The sequence below is a fragment of the Salipiger sp. PrR003 genome (assembly GCF_010500785.1).
GTDB classification, from domain to species: Bacteria; Pseudomonadota; Alphaproteobacteria; order Rhodobacterales; family Rhodobacteraceae; genus Salipiger; species Salipiger pacificus_A.
In genome coordinates this window covers 138,742-160,352 of the sequence record NZ_JAAGOV010000025.1, presented here as the reverse complement: position 1 = coordinate 160,352, position 21,611 = coordinate 138,742, and the positions used below count along the sequence as shown (strand labels likewise).

Here is a 21,611-nt window from a genome sequence, read left to right as displayed (position 1 = left end):
TCAGTGTGATCGCTCGTACACTTGACGATAGACGTGCCCTCATCGTTCAGGATAACACAAGGTTTAACATCGCGCCAGTTTGTAGGCTGGGTAGGCGCTTGGGTTCTTGAGCGCACTCTGTACACATCCCCCTACGTGCGTACGCTATTGGTCGAGTTCAAGGGGTGTAGCTCCTATGTAGCGCCCCAATTCGAAAGCCAACTTGGCACTGGCTTTGCTTCGCTGGAAAGAGCCTACCGCTGGTGGGTGCACTGTTTCACCTCTTCTGCGGGGGGAGGCGTTCTCTCAGAGATAAGTAGCAGGTTCAGGTCCTGCCGAGGTCACCATCTTCTCCTTGAATTCAATCGCTGTTCCGTGCGCGAACCGTGCCGTTCCGGGCTGTGAACCGTTGCCTAGAAAGGCCGAACCGGGCGATGTTTCCACCGCCCGGTCCAATTTTCTATCGGGTCAAGCCCAACTCACTCAGGAACCAAAATCGGCCAGGCGCGCAGGCCAAACGCTTTCGCGTAGAGGCGCTGCCCGGTCTTCGGACACGTGCGCCAAGGGCGGAACACGTACCGATAACCCGGCGGAGGGGGGGTGTGCTTCTTAGCCATTCCCTCGTTCTCCTTCGGGGCGTATCTTGCCATTTGACCCGAATAGCGCTATATCGGCCCTTGTCACGGAAGCTGATTTGCGTTTCGGGAGGCTCTGCATCGTCAAGCCCCTGATGCACGATTCAGATTTTCATTTGGAGGCTCGGGCGCCAACCTGAGCCTTCATTCGTTAGAGCCTCCCGTTCTTGCGAAGGTAGCGGAGGCGGTTGCGGGCGGCGCTGAACGAGACGCCGAAGCGCTCCATCAGGTCGTTTTCGTCATCCCACGCGTCAATGAACCCTTCGGGCATCAATAGCTCTGCGGCGAACTGATCCGCCTGCGGCTCCGCCAAGCGGTAGGTGGGGGTTCCATCGCCCCGACGAGCCCGGGCCATGGAGATGTTCGTATGCAGAGCCCAATGGCCCAGCTCGTGGGCAGTCGTGAACCGGGCGCGGCGGTCGCCCGCCCAAACCCCGTTGTACACATCCTCCCGCAGCATGATGAACTCGCCATTGGGGCAGGTCAGCCCCTCCGCACCGTCCATTTCGTGCCGCTCGCCCACCTCCAAGCGGACAATCCCGAGTTTCTGGTCCAGCACCCGCTCGATCAACTCGATCACCGGCAGGTGGGGTTCCTCCGCTAGCCCGAGGCTATGGCGGAGGGTGTTCGCAATACCGCCGATTTCAGCCCAGCGGCGCGGCGGCACGATGAAATCGCTACCCGAGGTCATTTTGCGTCCTTCTTATTGAGGATTTGGAAGATGCTCTTGAGCTCATCATCGGACAGGCTGTCCATGCGTCGGGCCATGAGCCCGGCAGTGTCCCGGGCCAGTGGGGTGTCGGCCTCGATGGTAAAGGCTTTCCGGGACCGATCAGCGGCGCGGCGCAATGCGTCTGCCGCGTCCCCGGCGAGCCAATAGGCTTTGATGACAAGTTCTTCAAAGCCCGACGGCGGGCTTTTCGTGCCGCGCTCCACGGCGGAAATGAAGGCGGAGGACTTGTTCAGGCGCTGGGACATGTCCAGCAGCCGTTCGTCCTCATCAATTCGCAGTTTCCGCAGCTCCTTTCCGATCTCTGTGGTCATAGTGGTTGCTCCTCACGGGTTGGTCTTCATCAATATGTGGTAGAGTCGCGCCTCTGTCAACCTACGTGGTTAACAGGTTCTTCCAACTAGGTTCGGCGACTTCGCCCGCGCGGTTTCTCACCTGCATCGGGCGAGTGCAACGAGAATATTGGCCACCCCGAAAAGGTCGCGCCGGGGCCGTTCGGCGCAGCCCACGGGGTAAGGCGCTTCCGGGCACCGGAAACGCCGCTCTTGGGGCTGTCGGCTTCGGGCGCGCGGAGAGGAGAGGGTTCGGGCCTGTCGTCTCCTAAGGGGTGCTCTCTCTGGTTCGCAGAAGGCGTTGCCCTGGTCGACAGCAGTGTGCCTCAAGTCCTGGTGTCGAACAGGCTCGTTCGGATCAAACATCCAGAGTGTAGAACAGAACGAAGACGAAACATGAATGTGCGGCAGACTGTGTAGCAAGAGGGCTTGCGCTTCCGCGTGGCCTCGGCTAAACGCCATGCACCACACGGTATACGGCGAGTTGGCGGAGTGGTGACGCAGCGGATTGCAAATCCGTGCACAGGGGTTCGATTCCCCTACTCGCCTCCAAACACCCCCCTAGATCAATTTCTCCGCACTCTCGTTCGATCAGGCCGAGATGGTGCGTGACGTCGAGCCGGGCGCCTCGCAGAGAGTGACGCCGCCCAGTACCGCGTGCAGCGGAACCGATATTCCCAATACATATTCTGAACATTTTCTGCCACCTGCGGCGCAAAGCGCCCGGGTCTTCAGCATCCGCCTGCTTCATCCCACAAAAATCGCAAAAGTTAATTTTACCGTTTGGTAAAAAAATCTCTGCTGATCTCAGACGGCCTGCGCGCCGCCGGACACCTGTTCAGACAAGAGGTCATGCATGGAAATCGGGGTCTTTCTTCCCATCGGAAACAACGGCTGGCTCATCTCCGAGACCGCGCCGCAGTACAAGCCGAGCTTCGAGCTCAACAAGCAGATCACCCTCAGCGCCGAGAAGCACGGGCTGGATTTTGTGCTCACCATGATCAAGCTGCGTGGGTTCGGCGGCAAGACCGAGTTCTGGGACCACAACCTCGAGAGCTTCACCCTGATGGCCGGGCTCGCCGCCTGCACCAGCAAGATCAAGCTCTATGCCACGGCCGCCTCGCTGGTAATGCCGCCGGCGATCGTCGCGCGCATGGCCGCGACGATCGATTCCATCTCGAACGGCCGCTTCGGGGTGAACCTCGTCACTGGCTGGCAGAAGCCCGAGTACAGCCAGATGGGCATGTGGCCGGGGGATGCGTTCTTCGGCACCCGCTACAAGTATCTCGGCGAATACGCGCAGGTGCTGCGCGACCTCTGGGAGACCGGCAAGAGCGATCTCAAGGGCGAGTTCTTCCAGATGGACGATTGCCGGCTCAGCCCGCAGCCGCAGGCTGACATGAAGGTGATCTGTGCCGGCTCCTCGGATGCAGGCATGGCCTTCTCGGCGCAATATGCCGATTACAATTTCTGCTTCGGCAAGGGGGTGAACACGCCCAAGGCCTTCGCGCCCAACGCAGAGCGCCTCAAGGAAGCCACCGCGAAGACCGGGCGCGACGTGTCGACCTATGCGCTCTTCATGATCATCGCCGACGAGACCGACGAGAAGGCCCGCGCCAAGTGGGAGCACTACAAGCAGGGCGCCGACGAAGAGGCGCTGTCCTGGCTCGGCTTGCAGAGCGCGGCGGACACAACATCAGGCACCGACACCAACGTGCGGCAGATGTCCGATCCGGTTTCGGCGGTGAACATCAACATGGGCACGCTGGTCGGCTCCTACGAGACCGTCGCCCGGATGCTCGACGAAGTGGCAGAAGTTCCCGGCACGGGCGGCGTTCTGCTGACCTTCGACGATTTCGTGCAAGGGGTCGAGGATTTCGGCGCCAGGATCCAGCCGCTCATGGCCTGCCGCAAAGCGGTGCAGGTCGCCGAACCCGCATGAGGACCGAGATGGAAGTTTCCGCACAACCCGAAGCCTTCGGCTTCGATCCCAAGACCACCGCGCTGATCGTGGTGGACATGCAGAACGCCTATGCCACCAAGGGTGGCTACGTCGACCTTGCGGGCTTCGACGTGTCGGGCGCGCGCTCTTGCATAGAGAACATCTCGAAGGTGACGAAGGCCTGCCGTGACGCCGGTGTGCTGGTCACCTTCCTGCAGAACGGCTGGGATCCGGCCTATGTCGAGGCGGGCGGGCCCGACTCTCCCAACGTCAAGAAGTCCAATGCCATCAAGACGATGAAGAAGCGCCCCGAGCTCTGGGGCCAGCTTCTGGCCAAGGGCGGTTGGGACTATGACATCATTGACGAGCTGCAGCCGCAGGAGGGAGATCTGCTCATCCCCAAGCCGCGCTACTCGGGTTTTTTCAACTCCTACCTCGACAGCGCCCTGCGCTCGCGCGGGATCAAGACGCTGGTTTTCACCGGCATCGCCACCAATGTCTGCGTGGAAAGCTCGCTGCGTGACGCCTTCCACCTCGAGTACCATTGCCTGATGCTCGAAGACGCGACCAACCACCTCGGGCCGGACTTCATCCAGAAGGCCTCGGTCTACAACGTCGCCACCTTCTTCGGCTGGGTCTCCAAGACCGACGACTTCTGCGCCGCGCTCATCTCCAAGGAAGAAAAGGAACTTTCGAATGCCTAAGACTCCCGTGATCCCCGAAGGCACCGGCAAGCCGCTCGCACCCTACCTGCCGGGCGTGCTGGCCGACGGGGTGGTCTATGTGTCGGGCACGTTGCCCTTCGACAAGGAAAACAACGTCGTACACGTCGGTGATGCGGCAGCGCAGACCAAGCACGTGCTGGAGACGATCAAGTCGGTGATCGAAACCGCCGGGGGCACGATGGACGACGTGGTGATGAACCACATCTTCGTCACCGACTGGGCCAACTACGGCGCGGTGAACGAGGTCTATGCGACCTATTTTCCGGGCGACAAGCCAGCGCGCTACTGCATCCAATGCGGGTTGGTGAAGCCCGATGCGTTGGTCGAGATCGCCACGGTGGCGGTCATCAAGGGATGAAGTTCACACACTACAAGTGCGGGCGCGAGGGCGCCCGTACGCTTGTCCTGTGCTCGGGCCTCGGCGGGGCGCAGGGCTATTGGACGTCGCATCTCGAGGCGCTGAAACCGCGCTTCGATCTCATTCTATATGACCAGCGCGGCACTGGCGCGAACAGCTGCGCGCTCGGCCCGACCTCGATCGAGGCCATGGCCGATGACGTGCTCGAGATCTGCGACGCCGCCGGGGTGAACCGCTTCGATCTCATAGGGCACGCGCTCGGGGGGCTGGTCGGCTTCGATCTGGCGGCGCGCGAAGAGCGCCGAGTCGAGCGGGTGGTGGCGATCAATGCCTGGCCCGAGATCGACGCCCACACCGCGCGCTGCTTCGACATCCGGCTGGCGACCCTGGCCGGGCAGGGGCTCGCGGCCTTCGCGGCGCTGCAGATGAACTTCCTCTACCCACCATTTTGGATCGCCGCCTTCCCCGAGAAGATCGCCGCCGAGGAGGCGCACGCGGTCGCCCACTTCCAGGGCGCCGAGAATATCAGTCATCGCATCAACGCGCTGCGCGACTTCCGCCTGCCGGCGATCCCCGATGGCTCGGACCTGCTGCTCATCGCCAGCAAGGACGACGCGCTGGTCGACGTGGCCCAGTCCGAGCGGCTGGCGGCACGCCTCCCGGGCGCCAGGCTGGTGATCTTCGATCAGGGCGGCCACGCGGTGAACCTGACCAAGCGCGAAGACTTCGAGGCCGAGGTGCTGCCCTTCCTCTCGGCCCACGTCTGATCCCGGGCGGCGCGCGGTCCGGGTCCATGACCTGCGCCCGGCAGGTGCGGCGTGACGTCCCTTTCCAAGCGCTCCGGATCCCGGCTACAAATCGGGGCATGATCCGCGCGCACGCCCATCGCCTGACCCTCGCCGTCGCCGTCCTCGCGGTGGCGTTGGCAAGTGTCGTCTTCGCGGCGCGGTTGGCGCCCGAGGGGCCGGAGACTGCCAGCCTGCGAAGCTACCTCGCCATGGGCGGCACGCTGGCCGACCTCTGCGAGACGGAAGGCACCCACCACGGCCACCATTGCCCGGTCTGCAACCTTCTGCCCGAGGCGCCCAGAACCGTGCCCCCCGCGCTGGCGCTGCGCATGGATCGAAGCTTTGAGGTGGTCATCCTTCGCGTTCTCGGCCTGCCGCCGCAGCCGGCCAACCCCCGGAGCTCTCCGCGAGCCCCGCCGGCGCTGGCCTGACCCGGGCCCGCGGCGCAGGCGCCGCACTCTCGAACACACCCGCCGGGCCGGTACGCCCGGATCATGTCCCGCGCAGGCAGCGGTGCGACCGCGCGCGCGTCGGAGGAGACCCCCAATGAAGACCACCCTGATCACCGCCCTCGGCTTCGCGCTGCTGTCGTCTGCTGGCGCCCATGCGGACCACGCGCATGCCGATCACGCCCATGAGGATCACGCGCAGGCAGAGCACAACATGGACCACGGCGCGCAGATGGCCGCGCACGATGGTGCGGTCTACGAAATCGGCGCCCTGCACATCGAAAGGCCGTTCTCGCGCGCCAGCCTGCCGAACCAGCCGGTGGGCGGCGGCTTTTTCACCGTGACCAACACCGGCTCCGAGGATGACCGGCTGATCGCCGCGAGCACCTCGCCGGAGCGGGCCGACCACATGGAGATCCACGAGATGGCCATGGACGGGCAGGTGATGAAGATGCGCGAGCTGCCCGACGGCCTGCCGATCCCCGCGGGCGAGACCGTCGAGCTGAAGCCGGGCGGCTTCCACCTCATGATGATGGGGCTGAAGCAGCCGCTGGTCGAAGGCGAGAGCGTCACCGTCTCGCTCACCTTCGAGCAGGCCGGCACCATCGAGATCCCGCTGGCCATCGGCGCGCCAAACGCCAAGGGCGGCGCGGCCCAGGGTCACATGACCCACGGCAACTGAGAGGGCTGGACGTGAGCAAGCAAGGCATTACCGCCATCCGCATCGCGCTCTGGGGGCTGGTCTTCCTGGCCCTTGTCGCCCTGCTATGGGTCCGCGTCATCGCGCCGCGACTGGAGCAAGATGTCACCGCCTCGCTGGGGCGCGGCGACTATCAGCTGACCGCCACCGACGGCAGCACCTTCACCGAGGACAGCCTGAAGGGCGCCCCTTCGGCAGTGTTCTTCGGCTTCACCCATTGTCCCGAGGTTTGCCCGACCACGCTTGGCGACATTGCCACATGGCAGGAGGGGCTGGGCGAGGCAGGTCAAGAACTGCGGGTCTTCTTCGTCACCGTCGATCCCGAGCGCGACACGGCCGAGCAGCTCGAGCAATACGTCTCCTGGGTGCCCGGGGTGCTGGGGGTCTCTGGATCGCGCGAGCAGATGGACAAGGCGATCAAGGCCTTCCGCATCTACGCCCGCCAGGTGCCGCTGGACGATGGCGGCTACACGATGGATCATTCAGCCATGGTGCTGCTCTTCGACGAGGGCGGCGACTACGCGGGGCTGATCAACTACCAGGAAGATTATGATCGGGCGCTCGGCAAGCTGCGCGCGCTGGTCGGGGCCTCCTGACCGCCGGGGCGGCAAAATCCGTCCGTTGGCAAGGGCTTGCCTATGCTCCGGCAGGCTCTTGCCGGCGCGCCCGAGCCGCGTCAGTCTGGCTGCAAAACCTATAAATGGCGGAGCGGGCAGATGGGCAGCACACGGCGGACTTTCCTGATCACGGGCGGGGCGATGGCCCTGCTGGCAGGCTGCGGAGGCGGCGGCTTTTCGGGCGGCGCAACAGCGCCCGATGATCCCACGCTGCGGCCGCAGCCGAACCCCGGCTGGGACGCCTGGGTTGCCTCGTTCCGCGGCCGCGCGCTGTCGCAGGGCATCTCTGCCCCGACCTATGATGCCGCATTCCGATCGGCGGGCTTCCTGCCCGGCGTGGTCGAACGCGACCGCAGCCAGACCGAGTTCACCCGCACGCTCGAGGACTACCTCGCGATCACTGCCAACGAGCAGAAGGTCAGCCAGGGGCGCTCGGAACTCCGCCGCAATATGGGCGTGCTGCGCGAGATCGAGGCACGCTACGGCGTGCCGCCGCATGTTGTCTGCGCGGTCTGGGGCATGGAAAGCAGTTACGGCACCCGGCGCGGCGACATCCCGGTGATCTCGGCCTGCTCGACGCTGGCCTTTGACGGGCGCCGCGGCGCCTTCTTCGAGCAGCAGACGTTGGCGGCGCTGCGCATCCTCGAGCGCGGCGACATCGATCCCGTGCATCTCACCGGCAGCTGGGCCGGTGCCATGGGCCACACGCAGTTCATTCCCACCACCTACCAGAGCTACGCGGTGGACTTTCGCGGAGACGGGCGGCGGGACATCTGGTCCGAGGATCCCACCGACGGGCTTGCTTCGACCGCCAACTATCTCGCGCGGAGCGGCTGGCGCCGCGGCGAGCCTTGGGGGGTCGAGGTGCTGCTGCCCGCGGGCGGAGCCTCCATGGCCGGGGGCTCGCGCAGCGGCGCGGGCTGGGCCGCGGCAGGGGTGCGCCCGGCGGCGGGCGGATCGCTGCCCACGGGTTCGGGCAAGCTGCTGCTGCCGCAGGGCGCGGCCGGGCCGGCCTTCCTCGTCTATCGCAACTTCAATGTCATCCTGCGCTACAACAACGCGCAGAACTACGGGATCGGGGTCGGCCACCTGTCGGACCGGCTTTTGGGAGCGGGACCGCTGCGCGGAGGCTTCCCGCCGGACCGCTACGGGTTGACCATCGAGGATCGGCGCGAGTTGCAGGGCCGGCTCAATTCGGCGGGCTTTGACGCGGGCACGCCGGACGGGGTGCTGGGCAAGAAGACCACGGCGGCGATCGAAGGCTACCAGGCGCGGGCCGGACTGCCGGTCACCGGCGAGCCGTCGCAGGGGCTTCTGGCGCAGTTGCGGCGCGGCTGAGCGCCGCGCCCCTTCCTTCGGGTGGCGGTCACACCCCCGCGCTGCCACCGAGCGCGGCCTGCAGGTCGGCCAGCGTCTTCTTCTCGGCGTCGGAGACCGCCTCGCCGCCGAAACCGAGGAAGCCGCCCTCCTTGGCCGCCTCGGCGGTGCGGGTGGCCGTGTCGATCAGGAACTCCGAGAAGGCCCCGGCCTCTTCCGGCGCGGTGGTTTTCACCGTGCCGAGGATCTCCGACAGGCGGGTGATCGCGGCCTCGGTGATCTCGGGGGGCTTCTTGCCCTTCACCAGCGCCTTCACCCCGTCCATCGCGGCAGAGCGACCCTCCGAGGTCTTGTAGGCCTCGGCCACCTCGGCGGCGAGCGAGCCTGCGGAGGCATCCTTGAGCGAGCCGGCCATCGCGGCGCTTTCCTGAACCGCGCCGATCAGACCGCCAGGGTCGGCGGCAGTGATTGCCAGCCCGGCGAGCATCGGCGCTTCCAGAACCATCGCCCAGTCGGTCTCTGTGAATTTTTCCTTGTATGCCATGAGAGCCTCCACTCAATCATTGGTGAGTCCGTTGCGGATGTCCGGGGACGGGCCGGCGGAAAAATGACCGGCGCAGGCGCCGGGGTGGGTGCAGGCTGAAAAATCGCTGCCTGCCATCGACTGAAATGGGCGGGTCCGGCCTCGAACCTTCGACCGGTCCCGGTGCTAAAGGCCTGAACCGGAACGCTCGGAGCCTAGCTCAGCCGGGGCGGGTGATCCAGCGCGGACGCGGGCCGCGGCGCCTAGGCGCGCACGGTGGTCACTTTTCCGCCGACGGGAGACAGGGCGCCGGGAAGGACGCCGCGCTGCGCGAGGCGTTCGTAGACCGCGTCCGCCTCGGCAAAGAGGACCGGATCGTAGAGGTCCTGCGGCGCCCGGTCGGGCATGGGGCGGAAATGGGCACTGAAATCGATCCTGCCGGGGGCCACGCCGAGCGCTTCGCAGAGTGCCTCGAGCGTCTCCTGCGGGTCGGCACGCATGTCGTCCTGCAGCGCGAAGAGGCAGCGGTCCTCGAAGGGTTGCACGTAGCGGAAGGCCTGCAGCCAGTAGTTGATCCAATAGTCCGGCGTCGTGGTCTCAAAGGCGGCGGGATCGAAGCCGGGAAAGAGCAGCGGCCTGTGGATCCGACCGAACTCGAAATGGCCGATGTCGCGCATGTATCGGCGAATGAACTCGTCGTCCGCTTGCAGCTTCAGAAAGTTCAGGTGCTGGCGCAGAAGCGAGGCGGCATGGGTCTCGGGCCGGCGCAACGGCACCACGATGCGGCAGCCGGGGAAAGCCTCGAGCAGATAGGGGATGCGGGCAATATTCGCATTGTTTTTCGAGCAGTAGCGGGCCGGGCCCTCTGGGCTGCGGGCGTGGATTACCTTGCGCATCTGGCGGGCGATGAAGGCCTCGGCGGTGGGGTCGCGGTCTTCGGCCTGCCAGAGCGCGATGCCTTCGGCGCGGTACTTGCCGGGCCAGAGCGTCTTCCACAGCACCTCCTCGAAGGCCTCGGGGCTGTCGAGGTCGATCTCCAGACCGTCACCATGGGCGCGCTCGTGCCGCCCCACGTCGCGCCCCCGCCCGCCGGCGAGCCGGTTCCACAGCGCCGGCGCGGTGACGAAGGGCATGTCGCGATAGGTGTGCGTGGCGATGGCGGGCACTTCGTGCAGCGCGTTGAGCAACGCCGTGGTGCCGCCGCGCGCCAGCGAGGTGACAAAGATAGGCGGGCCGGCCGGCTCCTGCACCGCGCCGGGCATCAGCCGGTCCTCGAGCCTCGAGGCGCCCTTCAGCACCGCGGGGCTGGCAAAGGCCAGCATGTGGAAGAAGCGGTCGGCGGTGGAGTAGCGGTTGATCTCTGGCAGCGCCTCGGGATCGTGGCGGCCCGGCCCACGCAGGCGGCGCAGGCCCTCGGCCGCGGCGATCGCAGCCACCGAGACCACGAAGAGGTAGTCGAGCCGCAGCATCAGCGAGAGCACTGCCTCGCGTGGTACCAGACCCATGAGGTCGGCGGCGAGCACCGGCAGCGCGGCCAGCGCCAGAGACAGGACGAAGCGCCAGAAGAGGCCGAAGGCCGCGCCGATCAGCGCGAAACCGGCCCGGCGCACGGCAATCTCCTTGGCGTCGTCGTCGAGCTCATTGTCCATCATCGCGGTGATACCGGTCATCGCTGTGCCGAGCGTGGCGCGGCACAGCGGCACGACCTCACTGCGCCAGAGCCCGAGGCCGAAACCGGCCACGGCCAGCAGCGAGACGAGGAAGGTGGCGATCATTTGCGCGTGCCACTGCGCGCGGCGGCCCGGCTTTTCAGCATCCGCTTGAGCGGGTACCAGACCAGCCCGGCGATGAGCAGGAGCACGCCGAGCAGGATGGCGACGGTGACGGCGATGGCGCCAAGCCCGGCGCCGGGTCCGATATAGGCGGCGGCCGGGTCGGGCAGCCCCATGCCGAAACTCAGAAGCAGGAGCGCCGCAAGGCGTGCAAAAGGCGTCATCTCTCGGGTTCTCCTCGTCGAAAAGGGGGAAAGGGTTGGCGGTCCACGGGCGCGGCTAGGGCTGGGGGCAGGTCTCCCAAGCCGTTTCGAAATAGCCGGGGGGATGGACGTCGGCGTTGGTGATCTCGCCGACATGGGCGTCATCAAAGGCGTTGACATATTCCCAGACCACTTCGCCCTCGGCGCTGGTCTGGATCACCCGGCCGCCGTCAAACTCGGCGATCACCATGCCGCCATCGGGCAGGATCTCGTGCTGGCCGCGGATCGCCGAGAGCATCTTCTGCCCGGGCGCCTCGCCGAAGAGCAGCTCGATCTCGCCGCTGGCGGGATCGACGGCGGTGATATTGGTGATCTTGGGCGTGTCGAGGTCGAGCACCTCGCCGGGGTAATCGGTGCGGTAGACGTTGTTGTTGAAGATCGAGATGCGCCCGTCGGGGCGGAACTCGGGATCGTGCTGGCGCAGCCAGGGGCCGGTCTGGTGCCACTTCACATCCCAGCTGACCGGATCGACAACCATGACGAGGTTGAGATCGCGCATCGAGACCAGCAAGTCCCCGGTCTCGAACTGCGGAAAGGCGGCAGCGTAGGCGGCGGGCAGCTCGCCGACCTTGTTGGAATGCACCAGCTCGTCGCGGTCGGGGGCGTGGCGGCTGAAGTCCGCCCCATTGGCGGTCAGCAGCGCCTCGAGATGGGCGTCGCGGAGTATCTTCGGGATCGACACCTCTTGCTCGATCTCACCCGCCTCGCTGATTTTCAGGATCGTGTCCTCCTTGATCTCCAGCCCGCTCGCCGATGCGGAGAAGGGAGGCATGCGGTCTGGCGCGTCGGAATCGAGCCAGCGCTGGCGGCCAAGCAGCCAGTAGCCGCCGCCCGACGCGGGAACGATCGAATGGTGGGTGCGCTCGCTCAACGCCCAGACCACTTCGCCGCAGGGGGAGAGCTTCACCGTGCCGCAGTACTCGTAGTTGAAGACGACCTCTCCCTTCGGCGTCACCAGCGCGCCGTGCTGGTCGACGTTGAGCGCGCTGGCAAGCGCGCAGACCCGGGTTCTGGCGTCGGGAAAATGGGTGAAATAGTCGAGCGTCCACTTGCGCATCACGTGTCCATCGCGGTGCACCAGCCGGGCTTGGTTTTCGTCGTCGAAGAACCCGGCCATGAAGACCAGCGCGCCGTCGTCGCCGATCTTGTTGATGGTCACGCCGTCGCCCATGCCGCGCGACGGCTGAAGATGGTGGCGCCGGGGGTGGCTGGTCAGATCGTTGTGCCCCAGCGTGGTGAGCATGTCATAGGTGAGTTCGAGTTGTGGGGCGGGGAAGAGATGCTTCCGCGTGGCAACAGAGCCGTACACGAACCCGCCGCCAATAAGGGCGAGCAGCAGGCACACGGAGAATATGCGCCGCGCGAAGGTGTCGGAGAATTGCGACATGAAATGTGGCTTTCAAAAATCTGACGAGCCCCGTCTAAATTAGGAAGGAGCCAGCTCGGCAAGACATGCGTCCAAGCGCCGGTCAGTCTTGTACAGCCTCCTCGGAATCGCAAGCTTTTCGTTGGATTTGCGGAAAGGTGCGGCGAAAACCCGTCGTTGCGGCTGCGCCGCTGCCGCTGCGCGGCGGCGCTCAGACGACTTCGATCACGTCCTTGTCGATGGCCAGGTGATAGCCCTTGCGGGCGATGTTGCGCACCAAAAGCTCGCTGACCATCTGGTTGCCCAGACCGTCGCGGAGGCGCTTGATCCGCGTCGCCCCGGCGGCCTCTTCGCAATCGCTGGGATCGCGGCCCGAGATCATCCCCTCGATCTGCGCGCCGGTCAGGGTCTCGTCGTCCATCCGCGCCTCGGCCAGGACCGAGAGTGTCTCGATCATCGCCGCGGTCAGCTTGAAGCCCATGGTGTTGAGATAGACCATGTTCTCTTCGCGGCTGATGATCAGTGAACTGACCTGGATGCCCGAGCGCTCGATCTGCGCCATGCGCCGGTTCATCCCCGCCAGCATCACCAGGAAGACCAGCGCGGCCACCAGCATTGCGGCGGCGAAGACCAGCAGCACGAAGATCACCATGCGGTAGCTCGCCAGCGTGTCGGCAAAGGCGGTGCCCGACAGCGCGAGGATCTCCAGCAGCTTCACCTCGGCCTGGGCGGTGAGGTCATGCTCGACGAAAATCCGTTCGACCCGCGCGTTGAAGGCGTTGCCATCGGGCAGGGTGAGCATGAGCAGCCCGCCGGCAAGGACCAGCAGGGCGACGATCGCGGCGATGCCAAGGGTGACGATGCGCCCGCCTGCGCGGCGGGCGTCAGTAGCGGAGATAGAACTCGCCGGCATTCTTCTTCTTTTCTTCCGAGGGCGGCTGTTCGGACAGGGCGACGACGCTCAGCAGCGTCCAGCCGTTGCGGTCGAGCCGGATTTCCAGCTGCGCGGCCGCGGTGTTCTTCGACGGGCAGGCTTCCGTCGGCAGAAGGGCGATGCCGTACTGCAGGCGCAGCGGGTCGTCCTGTTTGGCCTTGTACTCCGCATAGCACTCGGCCTGCGCCGCAGTGGCACCGAGGGCGAGCGAGAACGAGAGGGCGAGAAACGGCATGTTCATAGGGGGAGACTGAGCGCGCGGCGGGCGCAATTCAATAGCCCCGGACGGATAGGTGCAGGATATCCGATAACATCGGAGAGATATTGCCTGTTTTTCCGGGGTGGGCCGAGGGTCGGGAGAGATCGCGGCAGCCGCCGTGATGCCCACAGGTTCCCCAAGGAGACAGCCCATGTCCAGGAAGTTCATCGCCGGCGTGCTCGCCGCCTCGCTCGTCGTCACCGGGTTTTCCGCCGCCCCGCTCCGCGCCGCCGAGGCGCGGGACGTGGCCAAGGTCATCGGCGGGGCGGCCCTCGTCTACATGATCGGCAAGGCGGTCAGCGAGGCGCGCGAGGCGGACCGCGAGCGCGACAGGAAGGATAAGGAAAGGACCAAGGCCCTGCAGCTTCAGGCGGCGCAGCAGGAGCACTCCTGGCGCGCCCCCGATCCGCGGCCCCACCTGCCGCGCCCCTACCGTTTCGAGGACCGTCACGGGCAGTTTGCGCAGCCGTCACACGCGCGGCCGAAGGGGGTTCTGCCGGGGGCCTGCCTGCGCGAGGTGCGCGGCGAGCGGGGCGCGGTGATGCAACGCTCCTGCCTGCGCAGCGCCGCGATCCGCACCGACGCCCTGCCTGACCGCTGCGAGAAGAAGCTCCGCATCGGCAAGGACAAGGAGCACGTTTTCTCGGCGCAATGCCTCCAGAAGGCGGGCTGGCGCATCGGCGGCCGTGGCGCCGGCAATGGCCACGACCGGCATGGCGCTTGGCACCCCGGTGGGCAGCATGATCGGCACTACGACGGTCGGCGCAACTGAGTGCGCCGACCAGAAAGATCGCCCCTCAGTGAAGGTCTTCGGGCAGCAGAAGGTTGAGCAGGATCGACAGACCCGCCGCCGGTAGCAGTCCGGAGGTCAGCAGCACCTGTGCCGTCTTGGGCAGGTGCTGCAGCGCCGTGGGCTCGAGCTGCAGCCCGAAACCGACCGAGAGCGAGATCGCGAAGATCACCATGTTGCGGCGGTTCCACACCACCTCGGAAAGCATGTTGACCCCCGCCGCGCAGACCATGCCGAACATCACGATGACCGCGCCGCCGAGCACGTTGATCGGCACGGTCGAGACCGCCGCGCCGACCTTTGGCACTAGCCCGCAGAGGATCAGGAAGAGCGCGCCGATGGTGACCACGTGGCGGCTCATGACCCCGGTCATCGAGATCAGACCGACATTCTGGCTGAACGAGGTGTTGGGCAGCCCGCCAAAGACCCCCGCCACCGCGGTGCCGAGACCGTCGGCAAAGGTCGCGCCGCCGATTTCCCTGTCGGTGGCCTCGCGCCCGGCGCCGCCCTTGGTGATGCCCGAGACGTCGCCCACGGTCTCGATCGCCGAGATGACCGCCATGAAGCACATGCCGAGGATGATCGCGAAGTTGAACTCGATGCCCCAGCGGAAGGGCATGGGCAGCTCGAAGACCGGCGCGTTGGCGACGCTGCCGAAGCTGACCTGGCCCATGGCCAGCGACACGAGGTACCCCGCGACCAGCCCGACCAGCACCGCCGAGAGCGCCAGAAGCCCACGGGTGAAGAACTTCACCGCCAGCGTCACCAAGATCACGACGAGCGCGGGCAGCCACATGGCTAGACTGCCGAACTCCGGCGTGCCCAGTTTCGGCACGCCGCCCGCGGCATACTGGATGCCGACCTTGAGCAGCGCGAGGCCGATCATCAGCACGATCAGCCCGGTGACCAGTGGCGGCAGCGCGTGGCGGATCCGGGTGACGACGAAGCCGAGGCAGAAGTGGAAGATCCCGCCGATCACGATGCCGGTCATCAGCCCGGCCATGCCCGCAATTCCCTGACCGGCCACCGCCGGGATCATCACCGGCAGAAAGGCAAAGGAGGTGCCCTGCACGATCGGCAGCCGCGCGCCGACCCTGCCGAAGCCGATCGACTGGAACAGCGTGGCGATGCCTGCAAAGAGCATCACCATCTGGATCATGTAGATCATGTTGGGAAAGTCGGGGCTGTTCGATCCGTAGCCGAAGCCCGCGGCCCCGGCGATGATGATCGCCGGGGTGACGTTCGAGGCGAACATCGCCATCACGTGCTGCAGCCCCAGCGGCACCGCCTTGCCGAGCGGCGGCATGTAGTCGGGGTCCATCAGCTGGTCGGGTGTGCCGATTGGGTGGCCCTTGGGGGCGGTTGCGTCAGTCATGCCATAGTCTCCCTCGTCGGTGTTGCGTAGTGGGTATGAGATGACCCGCCGCCTCTGCCGGGCGTCTGTGCGGGGGAGGGGCCGTCAGCCCCGGGTGATCAGCAGCGGCGCCTCCAGCCAGTGTTCTTCAAGGTTGGGTGTCGCGCCGATTCGGTCGACCACGGCAAAGAGCCCCGGCGCCTGCAGTGGCGTCAGCACCCCGTGCCAGGTGCCCCGGTGAAAGTTGATCCCCTGTCCCGGCGCGGCGAGGAAGGCGTGCGCCTCGCCGGGTCCCTCGTTCGCGCCGGACCCGGGGTCGGCGACGATCACCAGCCACTCGTTCTGGTGCATCGGCAGGAAGGCCTGGCTGCCCTCGGGGTGCCGCTCGACCAGTTCCAGCGTATAGGGCAGGGCGCGCGGCTCGGCGTCGAAGAGGCTGATGCCTGCCCGGCCCTCGGGGCCGAAGTCCAGCGCGGCGCGGTCGTGGTGCCGCCCGCAGAGCCCCTGGTTGATGATCTTGTCGGGGGTGCCCTTCACCTCGAGCACCTCGCCATAGGGCGCGAAGCCCTCGGCGGTCAGCGGGCGCGCGGCGATCTCCCTCATCGCGCCGCCCCCACCGGGGCCAGCGAGACGTGGCGGTTGACGTCCTTGTAGAGCAGGTAGCGGAAGCGCTCGCTCTCGTCGACGATGCAGGCCTGCGGGCAGAAGGCGCGCAGCCACATGAAATCGCCGGGGCCGACCTCGACCCAGTCCTGGTTGAGCAGGTAGCGCGCGCGCCCCTCCAGAACGTAGAGCCCGTGTTCCATCACGTGGGTCTCGGCGAAGGGGATGCGCCCGCCCTTGCCGAAGGTGACGATGTTGGCGTGGAAGTCGTGGCGGATGTCGGCGGGATCGAAGAAGCGCTGGGTGCCCCAGAGCTCCTCGCAGCCGGTCATCCAGTTTACCGGGACCTCCTCGTCATGGGTGACGATCACCGGCGGCACCGAGACACCCGGCGCCGCCTCCCAGCGCTTGCGGATCCAGTGGAATTTGCAGGGCGTCTCGCCGCCGTTCCACAGTGTCCAGCCGGAGCTCGGCGGCAGGTAGACGACGTGGCCCGCGCGCAGATCGTACTCCGTGCCGCCGACGGTCAGCCGCGCGGTGCCCTCCGTGACCAGCAGCGCCGCCTGCGCCTGCGCATCGGGTTCGGGTGCCTCGCTGCCGCCACCCGGAGCCAGCTCCACCGCGTATTGCGCGAAGCTCTCGGCAAAGCCCGAGAGCGGCTTGGCGATGATCCAGGCGCGGGTGTGCTGCCAGCCCGGCAGCAGCGAGCTGACGATGTCGCGCATCGTGCCGGCGGGGATGAAGGCATAGGCGGTGGTGAAGACCGCGGCGCCGTGAGGGTTGTCCTCGCGCGGGGGCATGCCGGCGGGCGGGAAGGCATAGCTGCGGGGGGTGTCCATGATGCTCACAGGAGGGCCTCCAGGCGCAGGCGGGCGATGCGTTCGACCTGTCGGCAGGCCTCGGCGAACTCGGTGTCGGTATCATTGGCGATGCGGCGCTCGAAGGCGGCGAGGATGCCCGCCTTGTCGTGGTCGCGCACCGCGATGATGAAGGGGAAGCCGTGCTTCTCGACATAGGTGGTGTTGAGCTCGGTGAAGCGCGCACGTTCGGCATCGGTCAGCGCGTCGAGCCCGGCGCTGGCCTGCTCGGCGGTGCTGTCCTCGGTCAGGCGCTTCGCCTCGGCCAGCTTGCCGGCGAGGTCGGGGTGTGCCTGCAGCACGCCCATCCGTTCCTCGCGTGAGGCAGTGCGCAACACCCGGGCGAGGGCATTGGCCAGCCCCGCCGGCCGGTCATGCGCCGCGCCGAGCTCCAGCTCGAAGGCGCGCTCGGCGACCCAGGGCGAATGCTCGACGATGCCGCCGAAGGTGCCGACAAAGGTGTCGCGGTCCATGGTCGAGGGACGCGGGCCGGTCTTCGGCGGGTGGGTCTTGGCCCAATGCTCGGCGATCTCCAACCGGGTCGGGGTCCAGACCCCCTCGAAGCCTCCGATATAGTCGAGAAAGCGCTTCAGCCCGGCGATCTTGCCCGGGCGGCCGATCAGGCGGCAGTGCAGGCCGACCGACATCATCGCAGGCTTGCCCGCCTCGCCCTCGACAATCAGCGTGTCGAAGGCGTCCTTGAGGTAGGTGAAGAACATCTCGCCCTCGATCCAGCCCGGCGAGGTGGCGAAGCGCATGTCGTTGGCTTCGAGCGTGTAGGGGATGATCAGCTGCTCGCGGCCCTCGACCTCCAGCCAGTAGGGCAGGTCGTCGTCATAGGTGTCCGAGACGTAGTCCATCGCCCCGGTCTCGGCGACCAGCCGCACGGTGTTCTCGCTGCAGCGCCCGGTGTACCAGCCGCGCGGCGGCGCGCCGACAACCTCGGTGTGCAGGCGGATCGCCTCGGCGATGGAGGCGCGCTCCTCTGCCTCGGGCATGTCCTTGTGCTCGACCCACTTCAGCCCGTGCGAGGCGATCTCCCAGCCCGCGTCCTTCATCGCCTCGACCTGCTCGGGCGAGCGGGCGAGGGCGGTGGCGACGCCGTAGATGGTGACCGGGATATCGTAGCCGGTGAACAGCCGGTGCAGCCGCCAGAAGCCGGCGCGGGCGCCGTACTCGTAGATCGATTCCATGTTCCAGTGGCGCTGGCCCGGCCATTGCGCCGCGCCCGCGATGTCCGACAGGAACGCCTCCGAGGCCGCGTCGCCGTGCAGGACGCAGTTCTCGCCGCCCTCTTCGTAGTTCAGCACGAATTGCACGGCGATCTTTGCACCGCCGGGCCATTGCGCGTCGGGGCGGTCGGGTCCGTGGCCGATCATGTTGCGGGGGTAGCGCTGCATTTGCCGGTCCTCTGGCATGGGGTGGTCTCCTGTCGATACTGGCGTGCCGGCTCGGGCGGAACCGCAAAGCCCCGCGGCACAGCGCGCACCTTGCCTTCCCTGTTAGCACCGCTGAAAAAAGGAGCAAGATCATCTGCTCCCGAACACCCCGCGGCGCGCGGCGGCGGCGGTCCCTCCGGCGGGCTTGCGCGCCCTGCATATGGACAGAGCGCCTCGCAGCCCCTATGTGCACCCATCATGGCCCAGCAGAAGTCCGACCCCAACTACAAGATCATCGCCGAGAACCGGCGCGCACGCTTCGATTACGCGATCGAGGACGATATCGAGTGCGGCATCATCCTCACCGGTTCCGAGGTCAAGAGCCTGCGCGAGAACAGTTCCAACATCGCCGAGAGCTACGCGGCGGTGGAGGACAGTGAACTGTGGCTAGTGAACTCCTACATCGCGCCCTACACCCGCGCCATGTTCCCGCACGAGGAGCGCCGCCGCCGCAAGCTGCTGGTCTCCAAGAAAGAGCTGTCGCGGCTTTGGAACGAGACCCAGCGCAAGGGCATGACCATCGTGCCGCTGGTCATGTATTTCAATCACAAGGGCATGGTGAAGCTGAAGATCGGCATCGCCAAGGGCAAGCAGAACCACGACAAGCGCGAGACCGAGGCTAAGCGCGACTGGAACCGCCAGAAGCAGCGGCTGCTCAAGGAACGCGGCTGACCCTGCGACCGAATCTCCGCGCGTGGGCTCGGCGCCGCCCCATCGCACCCTTGCGAGTCCGCAGCCGGCACCTTAGAGACGAGGCGATGCTGACTGCCCCGGGGAGAGGTGATGGCAAGTGACGACCCCAAGACGCTCGTGTCGACCGACTGGCTGGCGCGCCACCTGAAGGATCCGGACCTGCGCCTGCTCGACGCGAGCTGGTACATGCCCGGCTCGGGACGCGATCCCAAGGCCGAGTACGAGGCCGCGCACATTCCGGGCGCGCGCTTCTTCGACATCGACGAGATCTCCGACCTGCGCTCGGAACTGCCGCACATGGTGCCCCCCGTGGACAAGTTCATGTCCCGCATGCGCGCGCTCGGAGTCGGCGACGGCCATCAGATCGTCGTCTACGACGGCACCGGCCTCTTCTCTGCCGCCCGCGTCTGGTGGCTGTTCAAGCTCATGGGACATGACGACATCGCCGTGCTCGACGGCGGCCTGCCGAAATGGCAGTCCGAGGGGCGCGAGGTCGAGGATCTGCCCCCCGTCATCCGCGACCGCCACATGATGGTGCGCCGCCAGAACCACCTGGTGAAGGACGTCACACAGGTCTCTGCCGCTTCGAAGCTGCGCGACCACGAGATCCTCGACGCCCGCGCCCCTGCCCGCTTCCGCGGCGAGGTGCCCGAGCCGCGCCCGGGCCTGCGCTCGGGCCATATTCCCGGCTCCAAGAACGTGCCCTTCGGCACGCTGCTCAACCCCGACCAGACGATGAAGTCGCCCGAGGCGCTGCGCGCCGCCTTCGAGAGCGCCGGCGTCGATCTAGGCAAGCCGGCGATCACCAGCTGCGGCTCGGGGGTCACCGCCGCCATCCTGAGCCTTGCCCTGACACGCCTCGGCAAGACAGACCACGCCCTTTATGACGGGTCCTGGACCGAGTGGGGGCAATTCCCCACGCTGCCCGTCGCCACCGGAGAGGACTGATGTTCGAAACTCTGAAAGAGCAACCCGCCGACAAGATCCTGATGCTGATGCAGGCCTTCAAGGAAGACCCGCGCACGCAAAAGGTCGACCTCGGGGTCGGCGTCTACAAGGACGCCAGCGGCAACACGCCGGTCATGCGCGCCATCAAGGCGGCGGAAAAGCAGCTCTGGGAGAGTGAGACCACCAAGGCCTACACCGGCCTCGCCGGCGACCCGGCCTTTGCCGAGGCGCTGTCGACGCTGGTGCTGGGCGACGCTGTCCCACGCGAGAACATTGCCGCCGCCGCGACTCCGGGCGGCACCGGCGCCGTGCGCCAGGCCTTCGACATGATCAAGATGGCCAACCCCAAGGCGCGCGTCTTTGTCTCGGACCCGACCTGGCCGAACCACTTGTCGATCCTCAAGCACATGGGCCTGCAGATCGTCCCTTACCGCTATTTCGACGCCGAGACACGCGGCGTGGACTTCATCGGCATGATCGCCGATCTGCAGCAGGTGCTGCCGGGCGACGTGGTGCTGCTGCACGGCTGCTGCCACAACCCCACCGGCGCCAACCTGAACATCTCGCAGTGGAAGGCCGTGACCCAGCTGCTGCTGGAAAAGCAGGGCACGCCGATGATCGACATCGCCTACCAGGGCTTCGGCGACGGTCTCGAGGAAGACGCCGCCGGCGTGCGCCTCGTTGCCTCCTCGGTGCCCGAGTGCCTGATCGCGGCCTCCTGCTCGAAAAACTTCGGCATCTACCGCGAGCGCACGGGCCTGCTGATGGCCGTCAGCCAGGATGCCTCGGCGAAGAAGCTGAACCAGGGCACGCTGAATTACCTCAACCGGCAGAACTACTCCTTCCCGCCCGACCACGGCGCGCGGCTGGTGACCATGGTTCTGACCGATCCCGAGCTGCGCGCCGACTGGGCCGCCGAGCTCGAGGAGGTGCGCCTGTCGATGCTGGGGCTGCGCGAGCAGCTTGCTTCCGAGCTGCAGCGCCTGTCGGGCTCGGACCGTTTTGGCTTCATCGCCCAGCACCGCGGCATGTTCTCGCGTCTTGGCGCGACGCCTGAGCAGGTCGAGACCATGCGCCGTGATCACGGCATCTACATGGTCGGAGACTCGCGCCTGAACATCGCGGGCCTCAACAAGACCACCGTGCCGATCCTCGCCGAGGCCATCATCAAGGCTGGCTGCTGAGCCCCGGACGCCGACGCAAACGGCAAGTGTCTCGAGCGCGGGCCTTCGGGCCCG

At 66.5% G+C, this 21,611-nt stretch carries 24 protein-coding genes and 1 tRNA gene; 13 read left to right on the top strand and 12 right to left on the bottom strand.

Features of this window, described 5'->3' with window-relative positions; translation table 11 throughout:
- Positions 1-765 precede the first annotated feature (765 nt).
- Both G0D83_RS03640 and G0D83_RS03635 read right to left on the bottom strand, forming a co-directional pair.
- The gene (locus G0D83_RS03640) at positions 766-1,305 is read right to left on the bottom strand and encodes an ImmA/IrrE family metallo-endopeptidase (protein ID WP_164189585.1); all 540 of its coding nucleotides are present in this window, start codon (positions 1,303-1,305) and stop codon (positions 766-768) included.
- On the bottom strand, positions 1,302-1,658 hold the full coding sequence (locus tag G0D83_RS03635) for an XRE family transcriptional regulator (RefSeq protein ID WP_164189583.1): 357 nt from the start codon (positions 1,656-1,658) through the stop codon (positions 1,302-1,304). Before G0D83_RS03635 ends, G0D83_RS03640 begins: the two co-directional genes overlap by 4 nt.
- A 496-nt stretch (positions 1,659-2,154) precedes the next feature.
- On the opposite strand from G0D83_RS03635, the gene G0D83_RS03630 reads away from it, so the two are divergent.
- The 9 genes from G0D83_RS03630 (at position 2,155) to G0D83_RS03590 (ending at position 8,593) form a co-directional block, all read left to right on the top strand.
- Positions 2,155-2,228 (top strand) — tRNA-Cys (locus G0D83_RS03630).
- Between the two features lie 304 nt (positions 2,229-2,532).
- Positions 2,533-3,618 (top strand): pyrimidine utilization protein A, encoded by a 1,086-nt coding sequence (gene rutA, locus G0D83_RS03625; protein WP_164189581.1) that lies wholly within the window; start codon positions 2,533-2,535, stop codon positions 3,616-3,618.
- A gap of 8 nt (positions 3,619-3,626) precedes the next feature.
- Positions 3,627-4,322, top strand: coding sequence for an isochorismatase family protein (locus tag G0D83_RS03620; protein ID WP_203594853.1), 696 nt, complete (start codon positions 3,627-3,629; stop codon positions 4,320-4,322).
- Entirely contained in the window at positions 4,315-4,701 is a 387-nt protein-coding gene (gene rutC / locus G0D83_RS03615) for a pyrimidine utilization protein C (RefSeq protein ID WP_164189577.1), read from the top strand. Before G0D83_RS03620 ends, rutC begins: the two co-directional genes overlap by 8 nt.
- Positions 4,698-5,468, top strand: a complete 771-nt coding sequence (gene rutD, locus G0D83_RS03610) for a pyrimidine utilization protein D (RefSeq protein ID WP_164189575.1) — start codon at positions 4,698-4,700, stop codon at positions 5,466-5,468. The genes rutC and rutD overlap by 4 nt, the downstream gene beginning before the upstream one ends.
- A 98-nt stretch (positions 5,469-5,566) precedes the next feature.
- Positions 5,567-5,920, top strand: coding sequence for a hypothetical protein (locus G0D83_RS03605; protein WP_164189573.1), 354 nt, complete (start codon positions 5,567-5,569; stop codon positions 5,918-5,920).
- Between the two features lie 115 nt (positions 5,921-6,035).
- Positions 6,036-6,620 carry a copper chaperone PCu(A)C gene (locus G0D83_RS03600; protein ID WP_164189571.1) on the top strand — a complete coding sequence of 195 codons (585 nt, stop codon included), beginning with the start codon at positions 6,036-6,038 and terminating at the stop codon, positions 6,618-6,620.
- A gap of 11 nt (positions 6,621-6,631) precedes the next feature.
- A complete protein-coding gene (locus G0D83_RS03595) occupies positions 6,632-7,234 on the top strand; it encodes an SCO family protein (RefSeq protein ID WP_164189569.1) in 603 nt (200 codons plus the stop codon).
- 120 nt (positions 7,235-7,354) lie between these two features.
- Positions 7,355-8,593, top strand: coding sequence for a lytic murein transglycosylase (locus G0D83_RS03590; RefSeq protein ID WP_164189567.1), 1,239 nt, complete (start codon positions 7,355-7,357; stop codon positions 8,591-8,593).
- A gap of 28 nt (positions 8,594-8,621) precedes the next feature.
- Here G0D83_RS03590 and G0D83_RS03585 read toward each other — a convergent pair whose 3' ends face one another.
- The 6 genes from G0D83_RS03585 to G0D83_RS03560 form a co-directional block, all read right to left on the bottom strand.
- The gene (locus G0D83_RS03585; RefSeq protein ID WP_164189565.1) at positions 8,622-9,116 is read right to left on the bottom strand and encodes a hypothetical protein; all 495 of its coding nucleotides are present in this window, start codon (positions 9,114-9,116) and stop codon (positions 8,622-8,624) included.
- A 242-nt stretch (positions 9,117-9,358) separates the two neighbouring features.
- Complete coding sequence (locus G0D83_RS03580) at positions 9,359-10,870, bottom strand: sulfotransferase (protein ID WP_164189563.1); 1,512 nt, start codon at positions 10,868-10,870, stop codon at positions 9,359-9,361.
- Positions 10,867-11,091 (bottom strand): hypothetical protein, encoded by a 225-nt coding sequence (locus G0D83_RS03575; RefSeq protein WP_108968313.1) that lies wholly within the window; start codon positions 11,089-11,091, stop codon positions 10,867-10,869. Before G0D83_RS03575 ends, G0D83_RS03580 begins: the two co-directional genes overlap by 4 nt.
- A gap of 55 nt (positions 11,092-11,146) precedes the next feature.
- Positions 11,147-12,517: an arylsulfotransferase family protein gene (locus G0D83_RS03570; RefSeq protein ID WP_164189561.1), complete on the bottom strand. Its 1,371-nt coding sequence runs from the start codon at positions 12,515-12,517 to the stop codon at positions 11,147-11,149.
- Positions 12,518-12,707: 190 nt separating this feature from the next.
- Positions 12,708-13,409 (bottom strand): hypothetical protein, encoded by a 702-nt coding sequence (locus G0D83_RS03565; RefSeq protein WP_108968317.1) that lies wholly within the window; start codon positions 13,407-13,409, stop codon positions 12,708-12,710.
- Positions 13,381-13,665 carry a hypothetical protein gene (locus G0D83_RS03560; protein WP_108968318.1) on the bottom strand — a complete coding sequence of 95 codons (285 nt, stop codon included), beginning with the start codon at positions 13,663-13,665 and terminating at the stop codon, positions 13,381-13,383. The genes G0D83_RS03565 and G0D83_RS03560 overlap by 29 nt, the downstream gene beginning before the upstream one ends.
- 175 nt (positions 13,666-13,840) lie before the next feature.
- On the opposite strand from G0D83_RS03560, the gene G0D83_RS03555 reads away from it, so the two are divergent.
- Positions 13,841-14,461 carry a hypothetical protein gene (locus G0D83_RS03555; RefSeq protein WP_164189559.1) on the top strand — a complete coding sequence of 207 codons (621 nt, stop codon included), beginning with the start codon at positions 13,841-13,843 and terminating at the stop codon, positions 14,459-14,461.
- Positions 14,462-14,486: 25 nt separating this feature from the next.
- Here the strand turns inward: G0D83_RS03555 and G0D83_RS03550 are convergent, their stop codons facing one another.
- The 4 genes from G0D83_RS03550 to puuE all read right to left on the bottom strand — a co-directional run bounded on the left by G0D83_RS03550 (position 14,487) and on the right by puuE (position 18,693).
- Positions 14,487-15,854, bottom strand: a complete 1,368-nt coding sequence (locus tag G0D83_RS03550) for a uracil-xanthine permease family protein (protein ID WP_164189557.1) — start codon at positions 15,852-15,854, stop codon at positions 14,487-14,489.
- Between the two features lie 84 nt (positions 15,855-15,938).
- Positions 15,939-16,436, bottom strand: a complete 498-nt coding sequence (locus tag G0D83_RS03545; protein ID WP_164189555.1) for an ureidoglycolate lyase — start codon at positions 16,434-16,436, stop codon at positions 15,939-15,941.
- On the bottom strand, positions 16,433-17,275 hold the full coding sequence (locus G0D83_RS03540) for a bifunctional allantoicase/(S)-ureidoglycine aminohydrolase (RefSeq protein ID WP_164189617.1): 843 nt from the start codon (positions 17,273-17,275) through the stop codon (positions 16,433-16,435). Before G0D83_RS03540 ends, G0D83_RS03545 begins: the two co-directional genes overlap by 4 nt.
- 5 nt (positions 17,276-17,280) lie before the next feature.
- Positions 17,281-18,693, bottom strand: coding sequence for an allantoinase PuuE (gene puuE, locus G0D83_RS03535; RefSeq protein ID WP_164189615.1), 1,413 nt, complete (start codon positions 18,691-18,693; stop codon positions 17,281-17,283).
- Positions 18,694-18,930: 237 nt separating this feature from the next.
- On the opposite strand from puuE, the gene smpB reads away from it, so the two are divergent.
- The 3 genes from smpB to G0D83_RS03520 all read left to right on the top strand — a co-directional run bounded on the left by smpB (position 18,931) and on the right by G0D83_RS03520 (position 21,557).
- The gene (gene smpB / locus G0D83_RS03530) at positions 18,931-19,404 is read left to right on the top strand and encodes an SsrA-binding protein SmpB (RefSeq protein ID WP_164189553.1); all 474 of its coding nucleotides are present in this window, start codon (positions 18,931-18,933) and stop codon (positions 19,402-19,404) included.
- A 111-nt stretch (positions 19,405-19,515) separates the two neighbouring features.
- On the top strand, positions 19,516-20,373 hold the full coding sequence (sseA, locus tag G0D83_RS03525) for a 3-mercaptopyruvate sulfurtransferase (RefSeq protein WP_164189551.1): 858 nt from the start codon (positions 19,516-19,518) through the stop codon (positions 20,371-20,373).
- Positions 20,373-21,557: an amino acid aminotransferase gene (locus G0D83_RS03520; protein ID WP_108968327.1), complete on the top strand. Its 1,185-nt coding sequence runs from the start codon at positions 20,373-20,375 to the stop codon at positions 21,555-21,557. The genes sseA and G0D83_RS03520 overlap by 1 nt, the downstream gene beginning before the upstream one ends.
- The last annotated feature ends 54 nt before the right edge of the window (positions 21,558-21,611 follow it).